Source organism: Streptomyces sp. NPDC019443, assembly GCF_044389785.1.
Classification (GTDB): Bacteria; Actinomycetota; Actinomycetes; order Streptomycetales; family Streptomycetaceae; genus Streptomyces.
In genome coordinates this window covers 29,234-50,355 of record NZ_JBIRYJ010000013.1, presented here as the reverse complement: position 1 = coordinate 50,355, position 21,122 = coordinate 29,234, and the positions used below count along the sequence as shown (strand labels likewise).

Sequence of the window (21,122 nt, the reverse complement as noted above, 5' to 3'; positions counted from 1 at the left end):
CTCAATCTTCTCTCGGTCTCGATGTGGGTAGCGACTACCAGCGGTAGTGCGCGAAGGCCTTGTTGGACTCGGCCATCTTGTGCGTGTCCTCACGCTTCTTGACCGCAGCGCCGAGGCCGTTGGAGGCGTCGAGCAGCTCGTTCATGAGGCGTTCGGTCATGGTCTTCTCGCGACGGGCGCGGGAGTAACCCACGACCCAGCGGAGCGCGAGGGTGGAGGCGCGACCGGGCTTGACCTCGATCGGCACCTGGTAGGTGGCGCCACCGACACGGCGGGACTTGACCTCGAGAGACGGCTTGACGTTCTCGAGAGCGCGCTTCAGCGTGATGACCGGGTCAGCGCCGGTCTTCTCGCGGAGGCCTTCCATGGCGCCGTAGACGATCCGCTCGGCAGTGGAACGCTTGCCGTTGAGCAGGATCTTGTTGATCAGCGACGTGACAAGAGGAGAACCGTAGACCGGGTCGATGATGACCGGGCGCTTCGGGGCGGGGCCCTTACGAGGCATTCTTACTTCTCCTTCTTGGCGCCGTAGCGGCTGCGGGCCTGCTTGCGGTTCTTGACACCCTGGGTGTCGAGGGAACCGCGGATGATCTTGTAACGAACACCCGGCAGGTCCTTCACACGGCCACCACGCACGAGCACGATGGAGTGCTCCTGCAGGTTGTGTCCCTCACCCGGAATGTAGGCCGTGACCTCGATGCCGGAGGTCAGACGCACACGCGCGACCTTCCGCAGGGCCGAGTTCGGCTTCTTCGGGGTGGTCGTGAACACACGCGTGCAGACACCACGACGCTGAGGGGAACCCTCGAGCGCGGGCGTCTTGTTCTTCTCGACCTTGTCCTGCCGGCCCTTCCGGACCAGCTGCTGGATCGTAGGCACTACTTCTCCGGTTTCTGTGTGCCGTTCGTGAAGCTAACCTGGAACGTCGCCGACCCACGCGGTCGGGTGTGTCGAATACTGCAGGCCCCCGCCGCTAGGCAGAGAGAGCGCAGATTACGGTGGCCGATTTTTCAGACTCGCCATGCGGTTGAGGACACGCACACGAGCCCAGGCACACCCCAGGCACAAGGACAGAGCGTACCTACCGCATCGGCTGCGGTCAAAACAAATGCACACGCGCAGGACACACCAGGCTGCAACATACGGCACAGGGCGGCCATCCCGCGTGGGATGACCGCCCTGTGGTCGTTGCTATCGCCTACTGGTTGTACGGACCGTAGTCGTAGTCCTCCAGCGGAACGGCCTGGCCGGAGCCGGTGCCGAACGGCGAGTAGTCGATGTCGTCGTAGCCGACGGCCGAGTACATCGCGGCCTTGGCCTCCTCGGTGGGCTCCACCCGGATGTTGCGGTAGCGGGACAGGCCCGTACCGGCCGGGATGAGCTTACCGATGATGACGTTCTCCTTGAGGCCGATCAGGGAGTCCGACTTGGCGTTGATCGCCGCGTCGGTCAGAACCCTGGTCGTCTCCTGGAAGGACGCCGCCGACAGCCACGACTCGGTGGCGAGCGAGGCCTTGGTGATACCCATCAGCTGCGGACGGCCGGAGGCGGGGTGACCGCCCTCGGTGACCACACGACGGTTCTCGGTCTCGAACTTCGAGCGCTCGACAAGCTCGCCCGGCAGCAGCTCCGCGTCGCCGGACTCGATGATCGTCACGCGGCGCAGCATCTGCCGGATGATGATCTCGATGTGCTTGTCGTGGATCGACACACCCTGCGAGTTGTAGACCTTCTGGACCTCGCCGACCAGGTGGACCTGGACCGCGCGCTGACCGAGGATCCGCAGCACGTCGTGCGGGTTGGTGGCACCCACGGTGAGCTTCTGGCCCACCTCGACATGGTCGCCGTCGCCCACCAGCAGACGGGCACGCTTCGAGATCGGGAAGGCCGTCTCCTCGGCGCCGTCGTCGGGGGTGACAACGAGCTTCTTGGTCTTCTCGGTCTCCTCGATACGGACGCGGCCTGCCGCCTCCGAGATCGGGGCGACACCCTTGGGCGTACGAGCCTCGAAGAGCTCGACGACACGGGGCAGACCCTGGGTGATGTCGTCACCGGCCACACCACCGGTGTGGAAGGTACGCATCGTCAGCTGGGTACCGGGCTCACCGATGGACTGGGCGGCGATGATGCCGACCGCCTCACCGATGTCCACCAGCTTGCCGGTGGCGAGCGAACGGCCGTAGCAGTACGCACACGTGCCGACCGCGGACTCGCAGGTCAGGACCGAACGGGTCTTGACCTCCTCGACGCCCGCGGCGACGACCGCGTCGATGAGCACATCGCCCAGGTCGACATTGGCCGGCGCGATGACCTTGCCGTCGACGACGACGTCCTCGGCGAGCATCCGCGCGTACACGGACGTCTCGACGTCCTCCGCCTTGCGCAGCACACCGTCGGCGCCGCGCTCGGCGATCCGCAGCTTGAGGCCGCGGTCGGTGCCACAGTCCTCTTCGCGGATGATGACGTCCTGCGAGACGTCCACCAGACGACGGGTCAGGTAACCCGAGTCGGCGGTACGCAGGGCGGTGTCGGCCAGACCCTTACGGGCACCGTGCGTGGAGATGAAGTACTCCAGCACGGACAGACCCTCACGGAACGACGCCTTGATCGGCCGCGGGATGGTCTCGTTCTTGGCGTTGGACACCAGACCACGCATACCGGCGATCTGACGCATCTGCATCATGTTTCCACGAGCACCCGAGTTGACCATCATGAAGATGGGGTTGGTCTTCGGGAAGTTCTCGTTCATGGCCTCGGCAACCTCGTTGGTCGCCTTGGTCCAGATCGCGATGAGCTCCTGGGTGCGCTCGTCCTTGGTGATCAGACCGCGCTCGTACTGCTTCTGGACCTTCTCGTCCTGCGCCTCGTAGCCCGCGACGATCGCCTTCTTGGCCTCGGGGACCACGACGTCGGAGATGGCCACGGTGACACCGGAACGGGTCGCCCAGTAGAAGCCGGCCGCCTTCAGGTTGTCGAGCGTCGCCGCCACGATGACCTTGGGGTAGCGCTCGGCCAGATCGTTGACGATCTCGGAGAGCTGCTTCTTGCCCACCGAGTAGTCGACGAAGGGGTAGTCCTCGGGCAGCAGCTCGTTGAAGAGCGCGCGGCCCAGAGTCGTACGCAGCCGGAAGCTGTCACCCTGCTGCCACTCACCCGCGGAGCCGCTGATGTCCGCGGCACCCTGCTCGGCGACCGGGGGAACCCAGCCGCGCGGCGGAATGGTGCCGACGGGGAAGCGGATGTCGACCTTCGCCTGGAGCGAGAGCTCGCGGGCGTCGAACGCCATGATCGCCTCGGCCGTGGAGCCGAAGGACCGGCCCTCGCCGATGACCTTGCGCTCTTCCTCGTCGGTCGTGAGGAAGAACAGGCCCAGCACCATGTCCTGGGTCGGCATGGTGACCGGACGGCCGTCAGCCGGCTTCAGGATGTTGTTCGAGGACAGCATCAGGATGCGGGCCTCGGCCTGCGCCTCCGCGGAGAGCGGCAGGTGGACGGCCATCTGGTCACCGTCGAAGTCCGCGTTGAACGCGGTGCAGACGAGCGGGTGGATCTGGATGGCCTTGCCCTCGACCAGCTGCGGCTCGAAGGCCTGGATGCCGAGGCGGTGCAGCGTCGGCGCACGGTTCAGCAGAACCGGGTGCTCGGCGATGACCTCTTCCAGCACGTCGTACACGACCGTGCGGCCGCGCTCGACCATGCGCTTGGCCGACTTGATGTTCTGCGCGTGGTTCAGGTCGACCAGACGCTTCATCACGAACGGCTTGAAGAGCTCCAGCGCCATGGCCTTCGGCAGACCGCACTGGTGCAGCTTGAGCTGCGGGCCGACGACGATGACGGAACGGGCCGAGTAGTCGACTCGCTTACCGAGCAGGTTCTGACGGAAACGACCCTGCTTGCCCTTGAGCATGTCGCTCAGGGACTTCAGCGGGCGGTTACCGGGACCGGTCACCGGGCGACCACGGCGGCCGTTGTCGAACAGCGCGTCGACGGCCTCCTGCAGCATCCGCTTCTCGTTGTTCACGATGATCTCGGGGGCACCGAGGTCAAGGAGACGCTTGAGGCGGTTGTTGCGGTTGATCACACGGCGGTACAGGTCGTTCAGGTCGGAGGTCGCGAAGCGGCCACCGTCCAGCTGCACCATCGGACGCAGGTCCGGCGGGATGACCGGCACGCAGTCGAGCACCATGCCCTTGGGGCTGTTGCTGGTCTGCAGGAACGCGGAGACGACCTTGAGGCGCTTGAGCGCACGGGTCTTCTTCTGGCCCTTGCCGGTACGGATGATCTCGCGGAGACGCTCGGCCTCCTCCTCGAGGTCGAAGGACTCCAGGCGCTTCTGCAGCGCCGCGGCACCCATCGAGCCGTCGAAGTACGTGCCGAAGCGGTCACGCAGCTCGCGGTAGAGCAGCTCGTCGCCCTCCAGGTCCTGGACCTTGAGGTTCTTGAAGCGGTTCCACACCTCGTCGAGACGGTCGATCTCGCGCTGCGCACGGTCACGCAGCTGCTTCATCTCACGCTCGGCGCCTTCGCGCACCTTGCGGCGCACGTCGGCCTTGGCGCCCTCGGCCTCGAGCTCGGCCAGGTCGGTCTCGAGCTTCTTGGCGCGGGCCTCGAGGTCGGCGTCGCGGCGGTTCTCGACCTGCTGGCGCTCGACGGAGACATGCGCCTCCAGCGAGGGCAGGTCGCGCGTACGGCGCTCCTCGTCCACGAACGTGATCATGTAAGCGGCGAAGTAGATGACCTTCTCGAGGTCCTTCGGCGCGAGGTCGAGCAGGTAGCCAAGGCGCGACGGGACGCCCTTGAAGTACCAGATGTGCGTAACAGGCGCGGCCAGCTCAATGTGGCCCATCCGCTCACGGCGCACCTTGGCGCGGGTGACTTCGACGCCACAGCGCTCACAGATGATGCCCTTGAAGCGGACACGCTTGTACTTACCGCAGTAGCACTCCCAGTCCCGGGTCGGACCGAAGATCTTCTCGCAGAAGAGTCCGTCCTTTTCGGGCTTGAGCGTGCGGTAGTTGATGGTCTCCGGCTTCTTGACCTCGCCGTGGGACCACTGTCGGATGTCGTCCGCGGTGGCAAGGCCGATCCGCAGCTCGTCGAAGAAGTTGACGTCGAGCACTTTGTCGTCAATCCCTCTTTCGGGGTCGAGTCTCAATCATGGTCTGTACGGGTCCGGGGCAGGGCCGGGGCTCTTTGCGAGAGCCCCGGCCAGACCCGTCAGACCTCTTCGACGCTGCTCGGCTCGCGCCGGGACAGGTCGATACCGAGCTCCTCCGCAGCGCGGAAGACGTCCTCGTCCGTGTCACGCATCTCGATGGACATGCCGTCCGAGGACAGCACCTCCACGTTGAGGCAGAGCGACTGCATTTCCTTGATGAGCACCTTGAAGGACTCGGGAATGCCGGGCTCGGGGATGTTCTCGCCCTTGACGATGGCCTCGTAGACCTTCACGCGGCCAGTGACGTCGTCGGACTTGATGGTCAGCAGCTCCTGAAGGGCGTAGGCGGCGCCGTAGGCCTCGAGGGCCCACACCTCCATCTCGCCGAACCGCTGGCCACCGAACTGGGCCTTACCACCCAGCGGCTGCTGGGTGATCATCGAGTACGGACCGGTCGAACGAGCGTGCAGCTTGTCGTCGACCAGGTGGTGGAGCTTGAGGATGTACATGTACCCGATCGAGATCGGGTCCGGGAACGGCTCACCGGAGCGGCCGTCGAACAGGTTGGCCTTGCCGGACGCCTGGACCAGCCGGTCACCGTCACGGTTCGGGATCGTGGCCTCGAAGAGACCGGCGATCTCGTCCTCGCGCGCACCGTCGAAGACCGGGGTCGCGACGTTGGTGCCGGGGGCGACCTGGTCGGCGCCGATGGCCTGCAGGCGCTGCGCCCAGTCGTCGGCGAGACCGGAGACGTCCCAGCCTCGGCTGGCGAGCCAGCCGAGGTGGATCTCGAGGACCTGTCCCGGGTTCATTCGGGACGGGACACCCAGCGGGTTGAGGATGATGTCGACCGGGGTGCCGTCCTCCAGGAACGGCATGTCCTCGATCGGCAGGATCTTCGAGATGACGCCCTTGTTGCCGTGACGGCCGGCGAGCTTGTCACCATCGGTGATCTTGCGCTTCTGCGCGACGTACACGCGAACCAGCTGGTTCACGCCCGGCGGCAGCTCGTCGCCCTCCTCGCGGTCGAAGACGCGTACGCCGATGACCTTGCCGGTCTCGCCGTGCGGCACCTTCAGCGAGGTGTCACGGACCTCACGCGCCTTCTCACCGAAGATCGCGCGGAGCAGCCGCTCCTCCGGGGTCAGCTCGGTCTCACCCTTGGGCGTGACCTTGCCGACCAGGATGTCACCGGCGACGACCTCGGCACCGATACGGATGATGCCGCGCTCGTCGAGGTCCGCGAGGACCTCCTCGGAGACGTTCGGGATGTCCCGGGTGATCTCCTCCGGGCCGAGCTTGGTGTCACGGGCGTCGACCTCGTGCTCCTCGATGTGGATCGAGGAGAGGACGTCGTCCTGCACGAGGCGCTGCGACAGGATGATCGCGTCCTCGTAGTTGTGACCCTCCCACGGCATGAACGCGACCAGCAGGTTCTTGCCGAGCGCCATCTCGCCCTGCTCGGTGGCCGGACCGTCGGCGAGGACCTGGCCCTCGACGACCCGGGAGCCCTCGTCCACGACAACCTTCTGGTTGACCGAGGTGCCCTGGTTCGACCGGGAGAACTTGGCGATGCGGTACGTGGTGTACGTGCCGTCGTCGTTGGCGACGGTGATGTAGTCCGCGGAGACCTCCTGGACAACACCTTCCTTCTCCGCCTTGATGACGTCACCGGCGTCGACCGCGCAGCGGTACTCCATGCCGGTGCCGACCAGCGGCGCCTCCGCCGTGATCAGCGGAACTGCCTGGCGCATCATGTTCGCGCCCATGAGGGCACGGTTGGCGTCGTCGTGCTCGAGGAACGGGATCATGGCGGTCGCGACCGACACCATCTGGCGCGGCGAGACATCCATGTAGTCGACGTCGTCGCCCGGGATGTAGTCGACCTCGCCGCCACGGCGGCGCACCAGGACGCGCGGCTCGGTGAACCGCAGGTCCTCGGAGAGCGTCGCGTTCGCCTGGGCGATAACGAAGCGGTCTTCCTCGTCAGCGGTCAGGTAGTCGACCTCGTCGGTGACGACGCCATCGACGACCTTGCGGTACGGCGTCTCGACGAAGCCGAACGCGTTGACCCGGCCGTACGAGGCGAGCGAGCCGATCAGACCGATGTTCGGGCCTTCAGGGGTCTCGATCGGGCACATGCGGCCGTAGTGGGACGGGTGCACGTCACGGACCTCGAAGCCGGCCCGCTCACGGGAGAGACCACCCGGGCCAAGCGCCGACAGACGGCGCTTGTGGGTGAGACCCGACAGCGGGTTGTTCTGGTCCATGAACTGCGACAGCTGGCTGGTGCCGAAGAACTCCTTGATGGAGGCGACGACCGGCCGGATGTTGATCAGGGTCTGCGGCGTGATCGCCTCGACGTCCTGGGTCGTCATGCGCTCACGCACGACGCGCTCCATACGAGCCAGACCCGTGCGGACCTGGTTCTGGATGAGCTCGCCGACGTTACGCAGACGACGGTTGCCGAAGTGGTCGATGTCGTCGGTCTCGACGACGATCTGGGTGCCGCTCTCGCCGACCGTCTCGGTCTCACCGGCGTGCAGCTTGACCAGGTACTTGATGGTCGCGATGACGTCGTCGGTGGTGAGCACGCCGGCGTCCAGCGGCTCATCCGCGCCGAGCTTCTTGTTCACCTTGTAGCGGCCGACCTTGGCGAGGTCGTAGCGCTTCGGGTTGAAGTAGAGGTTCTCGAGCAGCGTCTGAGCGGCCTCGCGCGTCGGGGGCTCGCCCGGGCGCAGCTTGCGGTAGATGTCGAGCAGCGCGTCGTCCTGGCCCTGGGTGTGGTCCTTCTCCAGGGTGGCGCGCATCGACTCGTACTCGCCGAACTCCTCGAGGATCTGCTCGGTGGTCCAACCGAGAGCCTTGAGCAGGACGGTGACGGACTGCTTGCGCTTGCGGTCGATGCGGACACCGACCATGTCGCGCTTGTCGATCTCCATCTCGAGCCAGGCACCCCGGGACGGGATGATCTTGGCCGTGAAGATGTCCTTGTCGGACGTCTTGTCGATGGAGGAGTCGAAGTAGACACCCGGCGAGCGGACCAGCTGCGACACAACGACACGCTCGGTGCCGTTGATGACGAAGGTGCCCTTGTTGGTCATGAGCGGGAAGTCGCCCATGAAGACCGTCTGGGACTTGATCTCGCCGGTCTCGTTGTTGGTGAACTCGGCCGTGACGAAGAGCGGGGCAGCGTACGTGAAGTCGCGCTCCTTGCACTCGTCGATGGAGTTCTTCGGAGGCTCGAAGCGGTGGTCGCGGAAGGTCAGCGACATCGACCCGGAGAAGTCCTCGATCGGAGAGATCTCCTCGAAGATCTCCTCCAGGCCGGACTTGGTGGGGACGTCCTGTCCGCTGTCCAGAGCCGCCTCGACACGAGCCTTCCAGGCGGCATTGCCGAGCAGCCAGTCAAAGCTCTCGGTCTGCAGCGCGAGGAGGTTCGGAACCTCGAGGGGCTCCTTGATTTTTGCAAAGGAGATGCGCAGCGGGGCGGTGCTGGCGCCGTTGTTCGTATTCGCGGTCGAGGCGTTGCGCGAGGCGGCCAAGAGGGGGTCCTTCCGAGGGCTCGGACTCACTACGCGCGTACCGGTCCCATGCTGGGCACGGAGATAGAAGTCCCAGGTCAGGGATGATTCAATCTACGGTGCTCATACGTGGGGATGCCCCTGGTGACGGGCAGGGGGCAGCTAACAGGCAGCGCAAAGGGTCAGTGTAGCCACTTGGCACACTGATGTCCAGTGCGGGTTTTCGAGACCCTCGTTGTTCTCAACTCCGCGACACCCTCGCGCCGTGTGGCGCACATCGATACTGCCCGTTCGGTCGTCGATCCATGCCTCGGATACGGATCGTTGTGACGACGCGTCCTGAGAATTGCGCGCTGCGTGCGGTTCGTCAAGGCCCCCCAGCCCAAACGGGGCTGCTGGGACAGAGCGAGGCGTACGACGAAGATCACGATACTCGCCGCGGGCCGAAGAGCAAGGCAGCCGCCACGGCAACGCCGAAGGGCGACCACCCGTATGGGTGATCGCCCTTCTGCAGTGCCTTCAGCGGTCCCTTGCGGAACCATGAGTCAGAGACTCAGAAAGTCACTTGACCTCGACGGACGCGCCAGCGGCCTTGAGGGACTCGGCGGCCTTCTCAGCGGCCTCCTTGGCGACCTTCTCGAGGACCGGCTTCGGGGTGCCGTCGACGAGGTCCTTGGCCTCCTTCAGACCCAGGGAGGTCAGCTCGCGCACGACCTTGATGACCTGGATCTTCTTCTCGCCGGCGCCGGTGAGGATGACGTCGAACTCGTCCTGCTCGGCCTCGGCCTCGGCCGGGGCGGCAGCGGCGCCACCAGCGGCAACGGCGACCGGGGCGGCGGCGGTGACGTCGAACTTCTCCTCGAAGGCCTTCACGAACTCGGAGAGCTCGATGAGGGTCATCTCCTCGAACTGCGCAAGCAGGTCGTCCTGGCTGAGCTTCGCCATGATGGCGGTCCTTCCACTAATTCGGCTGGTGCCGGTTGTCTGTGTCGGCGGGCGTACATCGGCCCGCTGCGACCGGCCGCACTACGCGGCTACGGTCAATGCGCGAGCCGAATTACTCGGCACCGCCCTGCTCGGCCTTCTTGGCACGAAGCGCCTCCGCGGTGCGGACGAACTTCGAGGGAAGCGCCTGGAAGAGCGCGGCAGCCTGAGACTGCTTGCCCTTCATGGCGCCCGCCAGCTTGGCGAGCAGAACCTCGCGGGACTCGAGGTCCGCAAGCTTCTTGATCTCATCAGCGGTGAGCGCCTTACCATCAAGGACACCGCCCTTGATGATGAGGTTGGGGTTGTCCTTGGCGAAGTCACGAAGACCCTTCGCCGACTCCACCGGGTCACCGGTGACGAAGGCAACCGCCGTCGGACCCGCGAACAGGTCGTCGAGCGCGTTGATCCCGGCCTCGTTGGCCGCAATCTTGGTCAGCGTGTTCTTCACCACGGCGTACTGGGCGTTCTCACCGAGCGAACGGCGCAGCTCCTTGAGCTGAGCCACGGTGAGACCCCGGTACTCGGTCAGCACGGCGGCGTTCGAGCTGCGGAACTGGTCCGCGAGCTCGGCTACCGCGGCAGCCTTGTCGGGCCTTGCCATAGAGCGTCGGCCTCCTTCCGGGTGATGAGGACCGCTCAGAAGGGGCTGGGCAAACAAAACGCCCCGGCGCAGGCGCACGGGGCGTAGCTCGACCGGAACGAGTCCGGGAGCTTTCCACAGTCACCTGCGCAGGACGTCCGCAGCTAGCGGATCCTTCGGCCGCCGCACCCTCTTGCGAGAACACGGCAACGACCAGCGGTCTTTGGCTTCTGTGGAAGAGTACGGGAGAGATCCCGGTCAGGCAAATCGGGCGGGCGTCAGCTCTGCCCCGCGGACTCCATGCCCTCGCCGGCCTTCTTCAGCATCTCCATGAGGTCGAAGGTGTCCCCGGCCGGCGGCGCCTGCACGGTGGCCTTGGCGCCGTAGTCCGAGTAGTTGGCGACGATCTTCACCTTGCCCTCGGGGCTGTCCATGCCGATGTCCATCTTCACCGGGTAGTTGTCCTGGTTGACCCAGACCTCGGTGTCGTACCCCTTGATGCCGGACTTCTTCATATTGGCGAGGAGGTCCTTGCGCTCCTGCTCGCTGAGCGTCTTGAGCGACTTGTTCGACGCCACCATCTCGTCGAGCGTCAGCGTGCCCTTGTAGTGCTGGGCCTCGACCCCGTCGATCTTCTCCGCGCCGATGTGCTTGAGGTTCGGCGACTCGAGCAGCATCGCGAGCTGCTGGGCCGGGTCCTGGTTCATGCTCTCCAGGCTGCCGGTCATCTGCTTCTGCAGCGCCTTGTCCCCCGACGCCTTGGCGGCGGCCCCGAGGTCGAGCTTCATCCAGCGCTTGCCGTCCATGTCCTTGGCGGCCTTGGCGCCCATGTCCATGTACATGGCGTTGTTCAGCCACACCATGCGGATCTGCTCCGGGGCGGCCGGGTCAGCCTTGAACATGGAACCCTTCATGGTCATGTCCATCAGCGTGGGGTCCCACCCCATGACTCCGGACATCTCCATGGTGCCGCCGCCCCCCATGGCCGCCGGCATCGTCATCGTCATACGGACCTTCGCCGACTTCGCGGCCGAGGTCTTCTTGTACGCCGCCGTGAGGACCTGCGTCACCGCCGCGCGGGACTGCGTCTCGGTCTTCCTGGGCGCCTCGGCGGCCTTCTTCTCCCCGTCGCCACCCTGACAGCCTGCTACGCCGACTACGACGGCCACAGCCGTCAAAGAGACGCCCGCGCGCGTCCATGCGGACATGGTCATGCCCCACCCCTTGTTGTTTGCGAACGCTTGAACGGTAACGCACGCCTACGACACGGGGACAACGAAAACCGGCCCCCGCATCTCCGAAGAGGTGCGGGGGCCGGCTCAAGCACGCGAGACCCGCGGCTGCCGTCAGATTCAGGCGGCGGCCGGGTCCTCCTCGACGAGGAGGTTGCGGGTGCGGTTGGCGTCCAGCGGAATGCCGGGGCCCATCGTCGTCGTGAGGGTCGCCTTCTTGATGTAGCGGCCCTTCGCGGCGGACGGCTTCAGACGGAGGATCTCCTCCAGCGCCGCGGCGTAGTTCTCGACCAGCTTCGTCTCGTCGAAGGAGACCTTGCCGATGATGAAGTGCAGGTTCGAGTGCTTGTCGACGCGGAACTCGATCTTGCCGCCCTTGATGTCGTTCACAGCCTTGGTGACATCGGGGGTGACGGTGCCGGTCTTCGGGTTCGGCATCAGACCACGCGGACCGAGCACGCGGCCGAGGCGGCCGACCTTGCCCATGAGGTCCGGGGTGGCGACGACGGCGTCGAAGTCCAGACGGCCCTTCGCAACCTCGTCGATGAGCTCGTCGGCGCCGACGATGTCGGCGCCCGCGGCACGCGCGGCCTCGGCACGGTCACCGGTCGCGAAGACCAGGACCCGGGCGGTCTTGCCGGTGCCGTGCGGAAGGTTCACGGTGCCACGGACCATCTGGTCGGCCTTGCGCGGGTCAACACCCAGACGCATGGCGACCTCGACGGTGCCGTCGAACTTGGTGGCGGCGGTGTCCTTGGCGAGACGGACGGCCTCGAGGGGGGCGTAGTTGCGCTCCCGGTCGATCTTGGCGTCCGCAGCGCGGAGAGTCTTGCTGCGCTTCACTTCTGCTCCTGTGTCGTTTCAGGTATGGAGTCGTGGTGCGGACCAGCGCTTGGTCCTACCACTGAGGTCACGCGGGGGCTGATCAGCCCTCGACCGTGATGCCCATCGAACGGGCGGTGCCGGCGATGATCTTCGACGCGGCGTCCAGGTCGTTGGCGTTCAGGTCGGGCATCTTGACCGTGGCGATCTCGCGGACCTGGGCGCCGGTGAGCTTGGCAACCTTGGTCTTGTGAGGCTCGCCGGAGCCCTTGTCCACACCCGCGGCCTTGAGGATCAGCTTGGCGGCCGGCGGAGTCTTGGTGATGAAGGTGAAGGAACGGTCCTCGTAGACCGTGATCTCCACCGGCACGACCATGCCACGCTGCGACTCGGTCGCGGCGTTGTAGGCCTTGCAGAACTCCATGATGTTGACGCCGTGCTGACCGAGCGCGGGGCCTACCGGCGGAGCCGGGTTGGCCGCGCCGGCCTGGATCTGGAGCTTGATAAGCCCCGTGACCTTCTTCTTCTTGGGAGGCATTGCTCTCTCCGGGTCCTAGTGAGAGTTTTCAGCGCTCCACCCGATCATCCGGATGGAGGCATACCGCACAACGATAACGGGTATAGCTGCGCGGCCAAAAACCGAGCAGGTCAGAGCGGCCGCGAGAGCCGGTCTGACCTGTTCGGAGGCGTATGTTCCAGAAGGTTTCAGTTCTTCTGGATCTGGTCGAAGCTCAGCTCGACCGGGGTCTCGCGGCCGAAGATCTCGACGAGGCCCTTGACCTTCTTCGAGTCGGCGTTGATCTCGTTGATCGTCGCCTGCAGCGTCGCGAACGGGCCGTCGGTGACGGTGACGGAGTCACCGACCTCGAAGTCCAGCACCTGGACCTCGACCTTGCGCGACGGAGCCGGCTTGCCCTCGGCCTCGGCGGCCTCGCGCGCGGCCTTCTCCTCGGCCTCCGGGGCGAGCATCTTGACGATCTCGTCCAGGGTCAGCGGGTACGGATCGTAGGCGTTGCCCACGAAGCCGGTGACGCCGGGGGTGTTGCGGACGACACCCCAGGACTCGTTCGTCAGGTCCATACGGACCAGGACGTACCCGGGAAGCTTGTTCTGGCGGACGTTCTTACGCTCGCCGTTCTTGATCTGGACGATCTCTTCCTCGGGCACTTCGGCCTGGTAGATGAAGTCCTCGACGTTCAGCGAGACGGCGCGCTGCTCAAGGTTGGCCTTCACGCGCTTCTCGTATCCGGCGTACGTGTGGATGACGTACCACTCGCCGGGCAGGCCGCGCAGCTCCTCGCGGAGGGCGGCGATCGGGTCGGCCGGGGCCTCGGGCTCGGTCGGCTCGGCGGCCTCTTCGACATCGCCGGCGTCGGCCGCGACGGTCTCGTCCTCTGCCACCTCGGCGACGGCGGTGGCCTCGTCCTCGACGTGCATCGCGGCCTGCTCGGCCGGCTCGCCCGCCGCGGCGTCGGCAGCCTCGACGAGGTCGACCTCGTCGGCCCCTTCGATGATGTCGAGCGCGTCGGTGTCGACCGTGTCCGGCGCAGCCTCGGCCGCCTCGGCCGTCGCCGCAGCCTCTTCGCCCTCCACGGGCTCGACGGCGTCGTTCAGGTTCGGGTCAGACACGGTGGCTGCTTCTTCCTGGATACAGATGGGTGGAACATGCGAAAGGGGCGCCGCTGCCGGCGCCCTCCGCGGGATCAGCCGAAGACGTACTTGACGGCTTCCTGGAACCCATAGTCAATCACGGTCACAAGACCAATCATGACGACTACAAAGACAATCACCACTGTCGTGTAGGTCGTCAGCTGGCTGCGAGTCGGCCAGACGACCTTGCGCAGCTCGGCGATGATCTGGCGGTAGAAGAGCGCGAGACGACCCAGAGGGCCCTTCTTTCCGCGCTTGCCGCCCTTACGAGTCTTCTTCTTCGACTCCGGCGCCTCGTCATCGGCATCAGGCATGTCGATGGAGCCCACGGCGTCCGTCACGATCTCTCACCTGATTCCGGGTCGTGGCCGTGCCGCGCCCGGTTGAGCCGCACGGCTGTGCAATGAATTACGTGCATACATGCGCACACATCCTGGCGAAGGTGTGTGTAGCAGGGCCGGAGGGACTTGAACCCCCAACCGCTGGTTTTGGAGACCAGTGCTCTACCAATTGAGCTACGACCCTTTGTGGTTTCCCCAACCTACCGCATCCGCAGATGTGGTTGGTGAGGGGCCAACGACGAGTGAGTGTACGTGGTCGCAGGCCCGGCGTCGAACAGATAGCTCCCGGACGGTTCCTGTCCGCTACTCGAAACCTGTGTGCCGGGTGCGTTTGCCGTCTGGGACGATGGCCGTATGAGCGCTGCAACCCCTCCCACCGAGCGCCGGGTCTCCGCCCGCATCGGCGCGATCTCCGAGTCCGCAACCCTCGCCGTCGACGCCAAGGCAAAGGCTCTCAAGGCCGCCGGGCGTCCGGTGATCGGCTTCGGCGCGGGTGAGCCGGACTTCCCGACACCCGACTACATCGTCGAGGCCGCGATCGAGGCCTGCCGCAACCCGAAGTACCACCGCTACACCCCGGCCGGCGGGCTCCCCGAGCTCAAGGCCGCCATCGCCGCGAAGACGCTGCGCGACTCCGGCTACGAGGTCGAGGCCGCCCAGATCCTGGTCACCAACGGCGGCAAGCAGGCCATCTACGAAGCGTTCGCGGCGATCCTCGACCCGGGCGACGAGGTCATCGTCCCGGCGCCGTACTGGACGACGTACCCCGAGTCGATCCGCCTCGCGGGCGGTGTCCCGGTCGAGGTCGTGGCCGATGAGACCACCGGCTACCAGGTCTCCGTGGAGCAGCTGGAGGCGGCGCGCACGGAGCGTACGAAGGTCGTGCTCTTCGTCTCGCCGTCAAACCCGACCGGCGCGGTCTACAACCGGGCCGACGCGGAGGCGATCGGACGCTGGGCCCTCGAGCACGGTCTGTGGGTCCTGACGGATGAGATCTACGAGCACCTTGTGTACGGCGACGCCACCTTCACCTCGCTGCCGGCGCTCGTGCCCGAGCTGCGCGACAAGTGCATCGTGGTCAACGGTGTGGCCAAGACCTATGCGATGACCGGTTGGCGTGTGGGATGGATCGTCGGCCCGAAGGATGTGGTGAAGGCCGCGACCAACCTTCAGTCGCACGCCACGTCCAATGTGTCGAACGTGGCGCAGGTGGCCGCGCTGGCCGCCGTCTCCGGTTCGCTGGACGCGGTCGCCGAGATGCGTACCGCCTTCGACCGCCGCCGCCAGACGATCGTGCGGATGCTCAACGAGATCGACGGCGTGCTGTGCCCGGTGCCGGAGGGCGCGTTCTACGCGTACCCCTCGGTGAAGGCGCTTCTCGGCAAGGAGATCCGCGGCAAGCGCCCGCAGACCTCGGTGGAGCTGGCGGCGCTGATCCTCGACGAGGCCGAGGTGGCGGTCGTACCGGGCGAGGCGTTCGGTACGCCGGGCTATCTGCGGCTGTCGTACGCGCTGGGCGACGAGGACCTGGTCGAGGGTGTGTCGCGGATGCAGAAGCTGCTGGCGGAGGCCCGCGACTGATTCCGCTCCATCCCCTTACGTCCCTTTCTGTACTCGAACGCCGGACGGGCTGGACATCCAGCCCGTCCGGCGTTTTTGCCAGGCTCGGCGGCGGGAGCCCCGCTTGAGGGCCGTTTCTTCGTTCGGGCAAGCGCCCGATCGGGGAAAGGGGCTGCCGGTCTGCGCGCGCGTGCGGCAAGATCCTGCAATGGAGCACGTACGAGACCTCAGGCTGCTGCCGAAGGCCCATCTGCATCTGCACTTCACCGGATCGATGCGGCCCACCACCCTGCTCGAGCTCGCCGACAAGTACGGCGTCCATCTGCCCGATGCGCTGACCAGCGGTGAACCGCCCAAACTGCGGGCGACCGACGAGCGCGGCTGGTTCCGTTTCCAGCGGCTCTACGACATCGCGCGGTCCTGTCTGCGCTCCCCCGAGGACATCCAGCGGCTGGTGCGCGAGGCGGCCGAGGAGGATGTGCGGGACGGCTCGGGCTGGCTCGAAATCCAGGTCGACCCGACCTCGTACGCCCCCATGCTGGGCGGCCTTATCCCAGCGCTGGAGATCATCCTGGACGCCGTGGAGCGTGCCGGGCGGGAGACCGGTCTCGGACTGCGGGTGCTGGTCGCCGCGAACCGTATGAAGCACCCGCTGGACGCCCGCACACTGGCGCGGCTCGCGGTCCGGTACCGGGACCGGGGGATCGTCGGCTTCGGCCTCTCCAACGACGAACGCCGCGGCATGGCACGGGACTTCGACCGCGCCTTCGCGATCGCCCGGGACGGCGGACTGCTGGCGGCGCCGCACGGCGGCGAGCTGACGGGACCGGCGTCCGTACGGGACTGTCTGGACGATCTGGACGCGTCCCGGATCGGGCACGGGGTGCGGGCGGCGGAGGACCCCCGGCTGCTGCGGAAGCTGGCCGAGCGTGGGGTGACGTGCGAGGTGTGCCCGTCGTCGAATGTGGCACTGGGCGTCTATGAGAAACCGGCGGACGTGCCGCTGCGGACGCTGTACGACGCGGGGGTGCCGATGGCGCTGGGGGCGGACGACCCGCTGCTGTTCGGCTCGCGGCTGGCGGCACAGTACGAACTGGCGCGGAAGCACCACGGCTTCACGGACGCGGAACTGGCGGAGCTGGCGCGGCAGTCGGTGCGGGGCTCGGCGGCGCCGGAGGATGTCCGGAGCAAGCTGCTGGCGGGGATCGACGACTGGCTGGCCGGCTAGCGGGCGCTAGCCGATTCCGCGCAGCAGGGTGCGGACGAGGCCTGCGGCGAACTCGTCGACCGGCTGCGGTGGCTTTCCGTCCTCGGTCATGTCGTACGCGAAGGCCCGCTGGGCGCAGGCACCGAGCAGCAGGGATGCGGCGGCATAGGTATCGGCGTCGGGCCCGATACGGCCGGCGGCCTGCTCGGCGCGGAGGTAGGCGTCGAGCCTCCGGATGGGCAAGTGCGGGCCCCGGCCCAGCTCGCGCATGGCCGCGTCGTGGCGCTGCTTGAGCTTGGGCTCGGCATAGAGCGAGGCGGCGATCGGGAAGCTCTCGGCGTAGAAGTGCGCAGCCTCGCGGGCGATCTCGGTGAGGTTCTCTTCGACGGTCCGCTCCCCCGGGTGCTCGACGAGCCGCTCCAGCAGCGGGTTGAGCTTAGGCAGCCGCTCCTTGAGCACGGTCACGAACAGCTCTTCCTTGTTCGCGAAGTACTTGTAGAGCGCCGCCTCCGAGCAGCCGGCCGCCTTGGCGATCTCCTTGGTGGTGGCGCGGGCAAGGCCGATGGTGAGCATGAGCTCGTGTGCGGCGTCGAGGATGCGGACGCGGGCGGGTTTCTGCAAGGGATCCTCGCATCGGGGCTCGTGAGGCCTTGTCGGGGCTTGACTGGTGGGTGAGTGCTTACCCACTCTAGGGGTGAGTGAATACTTACCCACCTGAGGAGGGTGCGCCATGAAGCTCACAGTTTTCGGTGCGACCGGCGGGATCGGCCAGGAGATCGTCCGCCAGGCCCTGGCGGCGGGGCACGAGGTGACGGCGGTGGTGCGGGACCCGGCACGGCTGACGGTGACGGGCGAGGGTCTGGAGACGGTCACGGCCGGCCTCGACGACCCGGAGGCGCTGAGGCCGGCCGTGGCGGGCCGGGACGCGGTGTTCTCGGGGCTCGGTCCGCGCACGATGAAGCAGGTGGGCATCGCGTCGGGCCTGACGCGCATGATCCTTCGGGCGCTGGACGCGGAGGGGGTGCGCCGCTTCCTGGTGGTGAGCGCCGCGCCGCTCGGGCCCGTACCGGAGAACGAGACGTTCTTCCTGCGCTATATCGGGACGCCGTTGATCTCGCGGATCCTGCGCAAGCACTACGACGACCTGCGGACGATGGAGGCGGAGCTCCGCAACAGTGCGACCGACTGGACGTCGGTGCGGCCGCCGAAGCTGGTGGATGTGCCGGTGACCGGGGTGTACCGGACGGCCGTGGGGGCGAACCTGCGAGGCGGGGCGAAGATCGGGCGGGCGGATGTGGCGCACGCGATGCTGGCGATGGTGGATGACGCGGCGACGCTGAAGCAGGCGGTGGGGGTGGCGTACTAGTTGGTGGCGTACGGGTCGGCGGCTGGCTTGGGGCAGTCGTCGGCACGACGTTCCACGAGGCGGTATGTGATCTTCCTTGTCTTCGGCGGGCCCGACAACTCAAGAACGGCCGTGTCCTCGGACACCAGGGTCATGTGGGCAGGGATGGGCAAGCCGTTCGAGTCGACGAGGCTGCCCGGCGCGCTCGGGCCTTCGGCCCTCCAGAGCCGGCCGTCGAACTCGGCGTAGCGCATGTCGCACTCCGTGGTCATGTCGTACACGTACTTGGTGCCGATGTGCGGGTCCTTCGGGCCGAGCGTGGCCGCCGGAGCATCGGAGAACCTCCGCTCCGGCTCCTCGGCGAGGCAGGGCGGCGCTTCGCCGGTCACGGGGTGGTAGGTCAGAACGGGCGTCGCGGGCGAGTCGGTCTCGAAGGTGGCCGTGTCCGCCTCTGCCCGGGTCCGCTGTCCGTCCGACCAACGCATGTACCCGTGGAGGCGATCCGACACCCAGCTGAACGTGAACTGGGTCCCGCCCTCGCGGCGTTCCCACACGCGGCCGCCGAAGACGGCGTATTTCAGGTCGCAGGCGGCCGACAGGTCGTACCGGTAGCGCACCCCCGTTTCCGGCTTCAGGGGTCCGGTGTCCAGGGGCCCACCCGCCTCCGACGGTAGCTGTGGCTCGTACGTCCCGCGGTTCGGGTGTGGCCCCTTCGAGGCGAGCGGCGGCGGATTGGGAGCAGGTCCCGTATCCGTATCCGCCCACCGCACGCCCAGCATCGATCCGCCCGCGACCAGCACCACCGCACCGCACACCGCCAGGGACCGGCGGCGGTGGCGAGCGCGGCGGCCCTTCGCCAGGAACGTCTCCACCGCGGTCAGGCCCCCAGGCGGGCCGTCCAGCTCGGCCAGGTCCCGCAGGCCCCGCCTCAGCACCTCTTCGTCGTCGCTCACCGCGTGCCCCTTCCCGCATAACCGGCGAGCGCGCCCGCAGCGCGCAGCCTCTCCAATGCCCTGTTGGTACGGCTCTTGACCGTCCCGGGCGAACAGCCGAGCAGCTCGGCCGTCTGTTCCACCGACAGGTCCTCGTAGAAGCGGAGCACTACCGCAGCACGCTGAGCACGGGGCAGGCATGCGAGCGCACGGCCCAGTTCGAGCCTGGCCTCCGCGCTCCCCGCCATGTCGTGGCTGTCCGGGGCGATATCCCCTTCCGGGCGGACCACCTCCGTGTGCCAGCGGCGGCGACGCCAGGTCGCGTAGAGATTGACTACGACCTTGCGTGTGTACGCCTGAGGCGATTCCCAGCCTGCCGAGCGGCCCCAGTGCGTATAGACCCGTATCAGCGCGGCCTGCACAAGATCCTCGGCCGTGTGCGGATCACCTGTCAGCAGACGGGCGGTCCGCAGCAGGGACACATGTGACGCTGTCACAAAATCCGCGAATTCCGAATCGCGAGCCGAGCCGCCCTGACGCACTGGCGCTCCCCCCGAGCAGTGTGTGGTCCGAAGACCCTGTCACCCACTCGACAACCTGGGGAGCCCTGCAGGTTCCATCAGGGTTCTAGAGGCTGACGCCGACCGTCACAGGCTCATTGACCAGCGTGACGCCGAACGCCTCGCGCACGCCCGCCACGACCTCGCGGGCCAGGGCCAGCAGGTCCTCGGTGGTGGCTTCGCCACGATTGGTCAGGGCGAGGGTGTGCTTGGTGGAGATACGGGCCGGGCCCGTGCCGTACCCCTTGGTGAAGCCCGCCTTGTCGATCAGCCAGGCCGCCGACGTCTTGGTGAGGCCGTCCCCCGCCGGGAAGGCGGGCGGCGCGACGTCCTCGCCGAGCCGGTCACGGACCCGGGTGAGGAAGGACTCGTACTCCCCGGCCGTCAGGATCGGGTTGGTGAAGAAGGACCCCGCGGACCAGGTGTCGTGGTCCTCGGGGTCCAGCACCATGCCTTTGCCGGCGCGCAGCTTCAGTACGCTCTCGCGCGCCGCGGCGGCCGGAACGCGGTCGCCCGCCTCGACGCCGAGGGCGCGCGCCGTCTCGGCGTACTTGAGGGGGGCGGAGAGGCCGTCCGCGTCCTCAAGATCGAAGCGCACGCGCAGGACGACATAGCGCTCCGGGTGCTGCTTGAAGCGGCTGTGGCGGTACGAGAAGGCGCACTCGGCGTTCGGGACGGTGACCGTCTCGCCGGTGCGGCGGTCGTAGGCGACGACTTCGGTGATGGTGCTGGAGACTTCCTGGCCGTAAGCGCCGACGTTCTGGATCGGGGTCGCACCGGCCGAGCCGGGGATGCCGGCCAGGCACTCGATGCCCGCGAGGCCCGCCTCGACGGTGCGGGCGACGGCGTCCGTCCACACCTCGCCGGCCGCCAACTCGAGCTTCGTGCCGAACAGTTCGAAGCCGCGGGTGGCGATGCGGAGCGCGGTGCCGTCGAAACCCTTGTCGCCGATGACCAGATTGCTGCCGCCGCCGATGATCAGCAGCGGGGTGCCGGCGGCGTCCGCCTCACGTACGGCGGCGATCACCTCGTCGTCGGTGGTCGCCGTGACGAGGCGGGTCGCGGGGCCGCCGAGCCGGAAGGTGGTCAGGGGGGCGAGGGGGGCGTCGTGGAGTTCCTGCACGGGGACAAGGGTACGGTCCGTGGCCCCGCCGCTCGGGCGGGGCCACGGACCGCATGCGTACACACGCTGTCGTACAGCTGCTACAGGGCTGCCATCGGGCT

The 21,122-nt window shown here is 67.1% G+C and carries 18 protein-coding genes and 1 tRNA gene; 3 read left to right on the top strand and 16 right to left on the bottom strand.

The window, feature by feature from the left end:
- Positions 1 to 34: 34 nt before the first annotated feature.
- The 12 genes from rpsG to ACH492_RS30475 form a co-directional block, all read right to left on the bottom strand.
- A complete protein-coding gene (gene rpsG / locus ACH492_RS30530) occupies positions 35 to 505 on the bottom strand; it encodes a 30S ribosomal protein S7 (RefSeq protein WP_262006819.1) in 471 nt (156 codons plus the stop codon).
- A gap of 2 nt (positions 506 to 507) precedes the next feature.
- On the bottom strand, positions 508 to 879 hold the full coding sequence (rpsL, locus tag ACH492_RS30525) for a 30S ribosomal protein S12 (RefSeq protein ID WP_003948652.1): 372 nt from the start codon (positions 877 to 879) through the stop codon (positions 508 to 510).
- Positions 880 to 1,198: 319 nt separating this feature from the next.
- Positions 1,199 to 5,119 carry a DNA-directed RNA polymerase subunit beta' gene (locus tag ACH492_RS30520; protein WP_398991168.1) on the bottom strand — a complete coding sequence of 1,307 codons (3,921 nt, stop codon included), beginning with the start codon at positions 5,117 to 5,119 and terminating at the stop codon, positions 1,199 to 1,201.
- A 98-nt stretch (positions 5,120 to 5,217) separates the two neighbouring features.
- A complete protein-coding gene (rpoB, locus tag ACH492_RS30515; RefSeq protein ID WP_356224962.1) occupies positions 5,218 to 8,703 on the bottom strand; it encodes a DNA-directed RNA polymerase subunit beta in 3,486 nt (1,161 codons plus the stop codon).
- A 540-nt stretch (positions 8,704 to 9,243) separates the two neighbouring features.
- The gene (gene rplL / locus ACH492_RS30510) at positions 9,244 to 9,627 is read right to left on the bottom strand and encodes a 50S ribosomal protein L7/L12 (RefSeq protein ID WP_142214215.1); all 384 of its coding nucleotides are present in this window, start codon (positions 9,625 to 9,627) and stop codon (positions 9,244 to 9,246) included.
- Positions 9,628 to 9,739: 112 nt separating this feature from the next.
- Positions 9,740 to 10,270: a 50S ribosomal protein L10 gene (gene rplJ / locus ACH492_RS30505; protein ID WP_307661690.1), complete on the bottom strand. Its 531-nt coding sequence runs from the start codon at positions 10,268 to 10,270 to the stop codon at positions 9,740 to 9,742.
- Between the two features lie 257 nt (positions 10,271 to 10,527).
- Positions 10,528 to 11,463, bottom strand: coding sequence for a hypothetical protein (locus ACH492_RS30500; protein ID WP_398991165.1), 936 nt, complete (start codon positions 11,461 to 11,463; stop codon positions 10,528 to 10,530).
- 138 nt (positions 11,464 to 11,601) lie between these two features.
- Complete coding sequence (gene rplA, locus ACH492_RS30495; protein ID WP_307661692.1) at positions 11,602 to 12,324, bottom strand: 50S ribosomal protein L1; 723 nt, start codon at positions 12,322 to 12,324, stop codon at positions 11,602 to 11,604.
- An 82-nt stretch (positions 12,325 to 12,406) separates the two neighbouring features.
- A complete protein-coding gene (gene rplK / locus ACH492_RS30490) occupies positions 12,407 to 12,841 on the bottom strand; it encodes a 50S ribosomal protein L11 (RefSeq protein WP_307661693.1) in 435 nt (144 codons plus the stop codon).
- A 167-nt stretch (positions 12,842 to 13,008) separates the two neighbouring features.
- Positions 13,009 to 13,932 (bottom strand): transcription termination/antitermination protein NusG, encoded by a 924-nt coding sequence (gene nusG, locus ACH492_RS30485; protein WP_398991162.1) that lies wholly within the window; start codon positions 13,930 to 13,932, stop codon positions 13,009 to 13,011.
- Positions 13,933 to 14,006: 74 nt separating this feature from the next.
- Complete coding sequence (gene secE / locus ACH492_RS30480; protein ID WP_307661695.1) at positions 14,007 to 14,294, bottom strand: preprotein translocase subunit SecE; 288 nt, start codon at positions 14,292 to 14,294, stop codon at positions 14,007 to 14,009.
- A 111-nt stretch (positions 14,295 to 14,405) separates the two neighbouring features.
- A tRNA-Trp gene (locus ACH492_RS30475) sits at positions 14,406 to 14,478 on the bottom strand.
- A 170-nt stretch (positions 14,479 to 14,648) separates the two neighbouring features.
- Between ACH492_RS30475 and ACH492_RS30470 the strand changes: the two genes are divergently transcribed.
- Positions 14,649 to 15,875: a pyridoxal phosphate-dependent aminotransferase gene (locus ACH492_RS30470; protein ID WP_398991159.1), complete on the top strand. Its 1,227-nt coding sequence runs from the start codon at positions 14,649 to 14,651 to the stop codon at positions 15,873 to 15,875.
- A 187-nt stretch (positions 15,876 to 16,062) separates the two neighbouring features.
- Positions 16,063 to 17,082, top strand: a complete 1,020-nt coding sequence (locus ACH492_RS30465) for an adenosine deaminase (RefSeq protein ID WP_398991158.1) — start codon at positions 16,063 to 16,065, stop codon at positions 17,080 to 17,082.
- A 6-nt stretch (positions 17,083 to 17,088) separates the two neighbouring features.
- On the opposite strand, the gene ACH492_RS30460 is transcribed toward ACH492_RS30465, so the two are convergent.
- Positions 17,089 to 17,682, bottom strand: coding sequence for a TetR/AcrR family transcriptional regulator (locus tag ACH492_RS30460; protein ID WP_398991156.1), 594 nt, complete (start codon positions 17,680 to 17,682; stop codon positions 17,089 to 17,091).
- A gap of 109 nt (positions 17,683 to 17,791) precedes the next feature.
- Here ACH492_RS30460 and ACH492_RS30455 point away from each other — a divergent pair, with 109 nt between their 5' ends.
- Positions 17,792 to 18,427 (top strand): NAD(P)-dependent oxidoreductase, encoded by a 636-nt coding sequence (locus ACH492_RS30455; protein ID WP_398991154.1) that lies wholly within the window; start codon positions 17,792 to 17,794, stop codon positions 18,425 to 18,427.
- On the opposite strand, the gene ACH492_RS30450 is transcribed toward ACH492_RS30455, so the two are convergent.
- From ACH492_RS30450 to ACH492_RS30440, 3 genes are all read right to left on the bottom strand, one after another.
- Complete coding sequence (locus ACH492_RS30450; protein ID WP_398991152.1) at positions 18,424 to 19,359, bottom strand: hypothetical protein; 936 nt, start codon at positions 19,357 to 19,359, stop codon at positions 18,424 to 18,426. The two genes, ACH492_RS30455 and ACH492_RS30450, sit on opposite strands and share 4 nt — an antisense overlap.
- Positions 19,356 to 19,880, bottom strand: coding sequence for a SigE family RNA polymerase sigma factor (locus tag ACH492_RS30445; protein ID WP_398991150.1), 525 nt, complete (start codon positions 19,878 to 19,880; stop codon positions 19,356 to 19,358). The genes ACH492_RS30450 and ACH492_RS30445 overlap by 4 nt, the downstream gene beginning before the upstream one ends.
- A gap of 85 nt (positions 19,881 to 19,965) precedes the next feature.
- Positions 19,966 to 21,021 carry a UDP-N-acetylmuramate dehydrogenase gene (locus ACH492_RS30440; RefSeq protein ID WP_398991148.1) on the bottom strand — a complete coding sequence of 352 codons (1,056 nt, stop codon included), beginning with the start codon at positions 21,019 to 21,021 and terminating at the stop codon, positions 19,966 to 19,968.
- Positions 21,022 to 21,122: the final 101 nt, after the last annotated feature.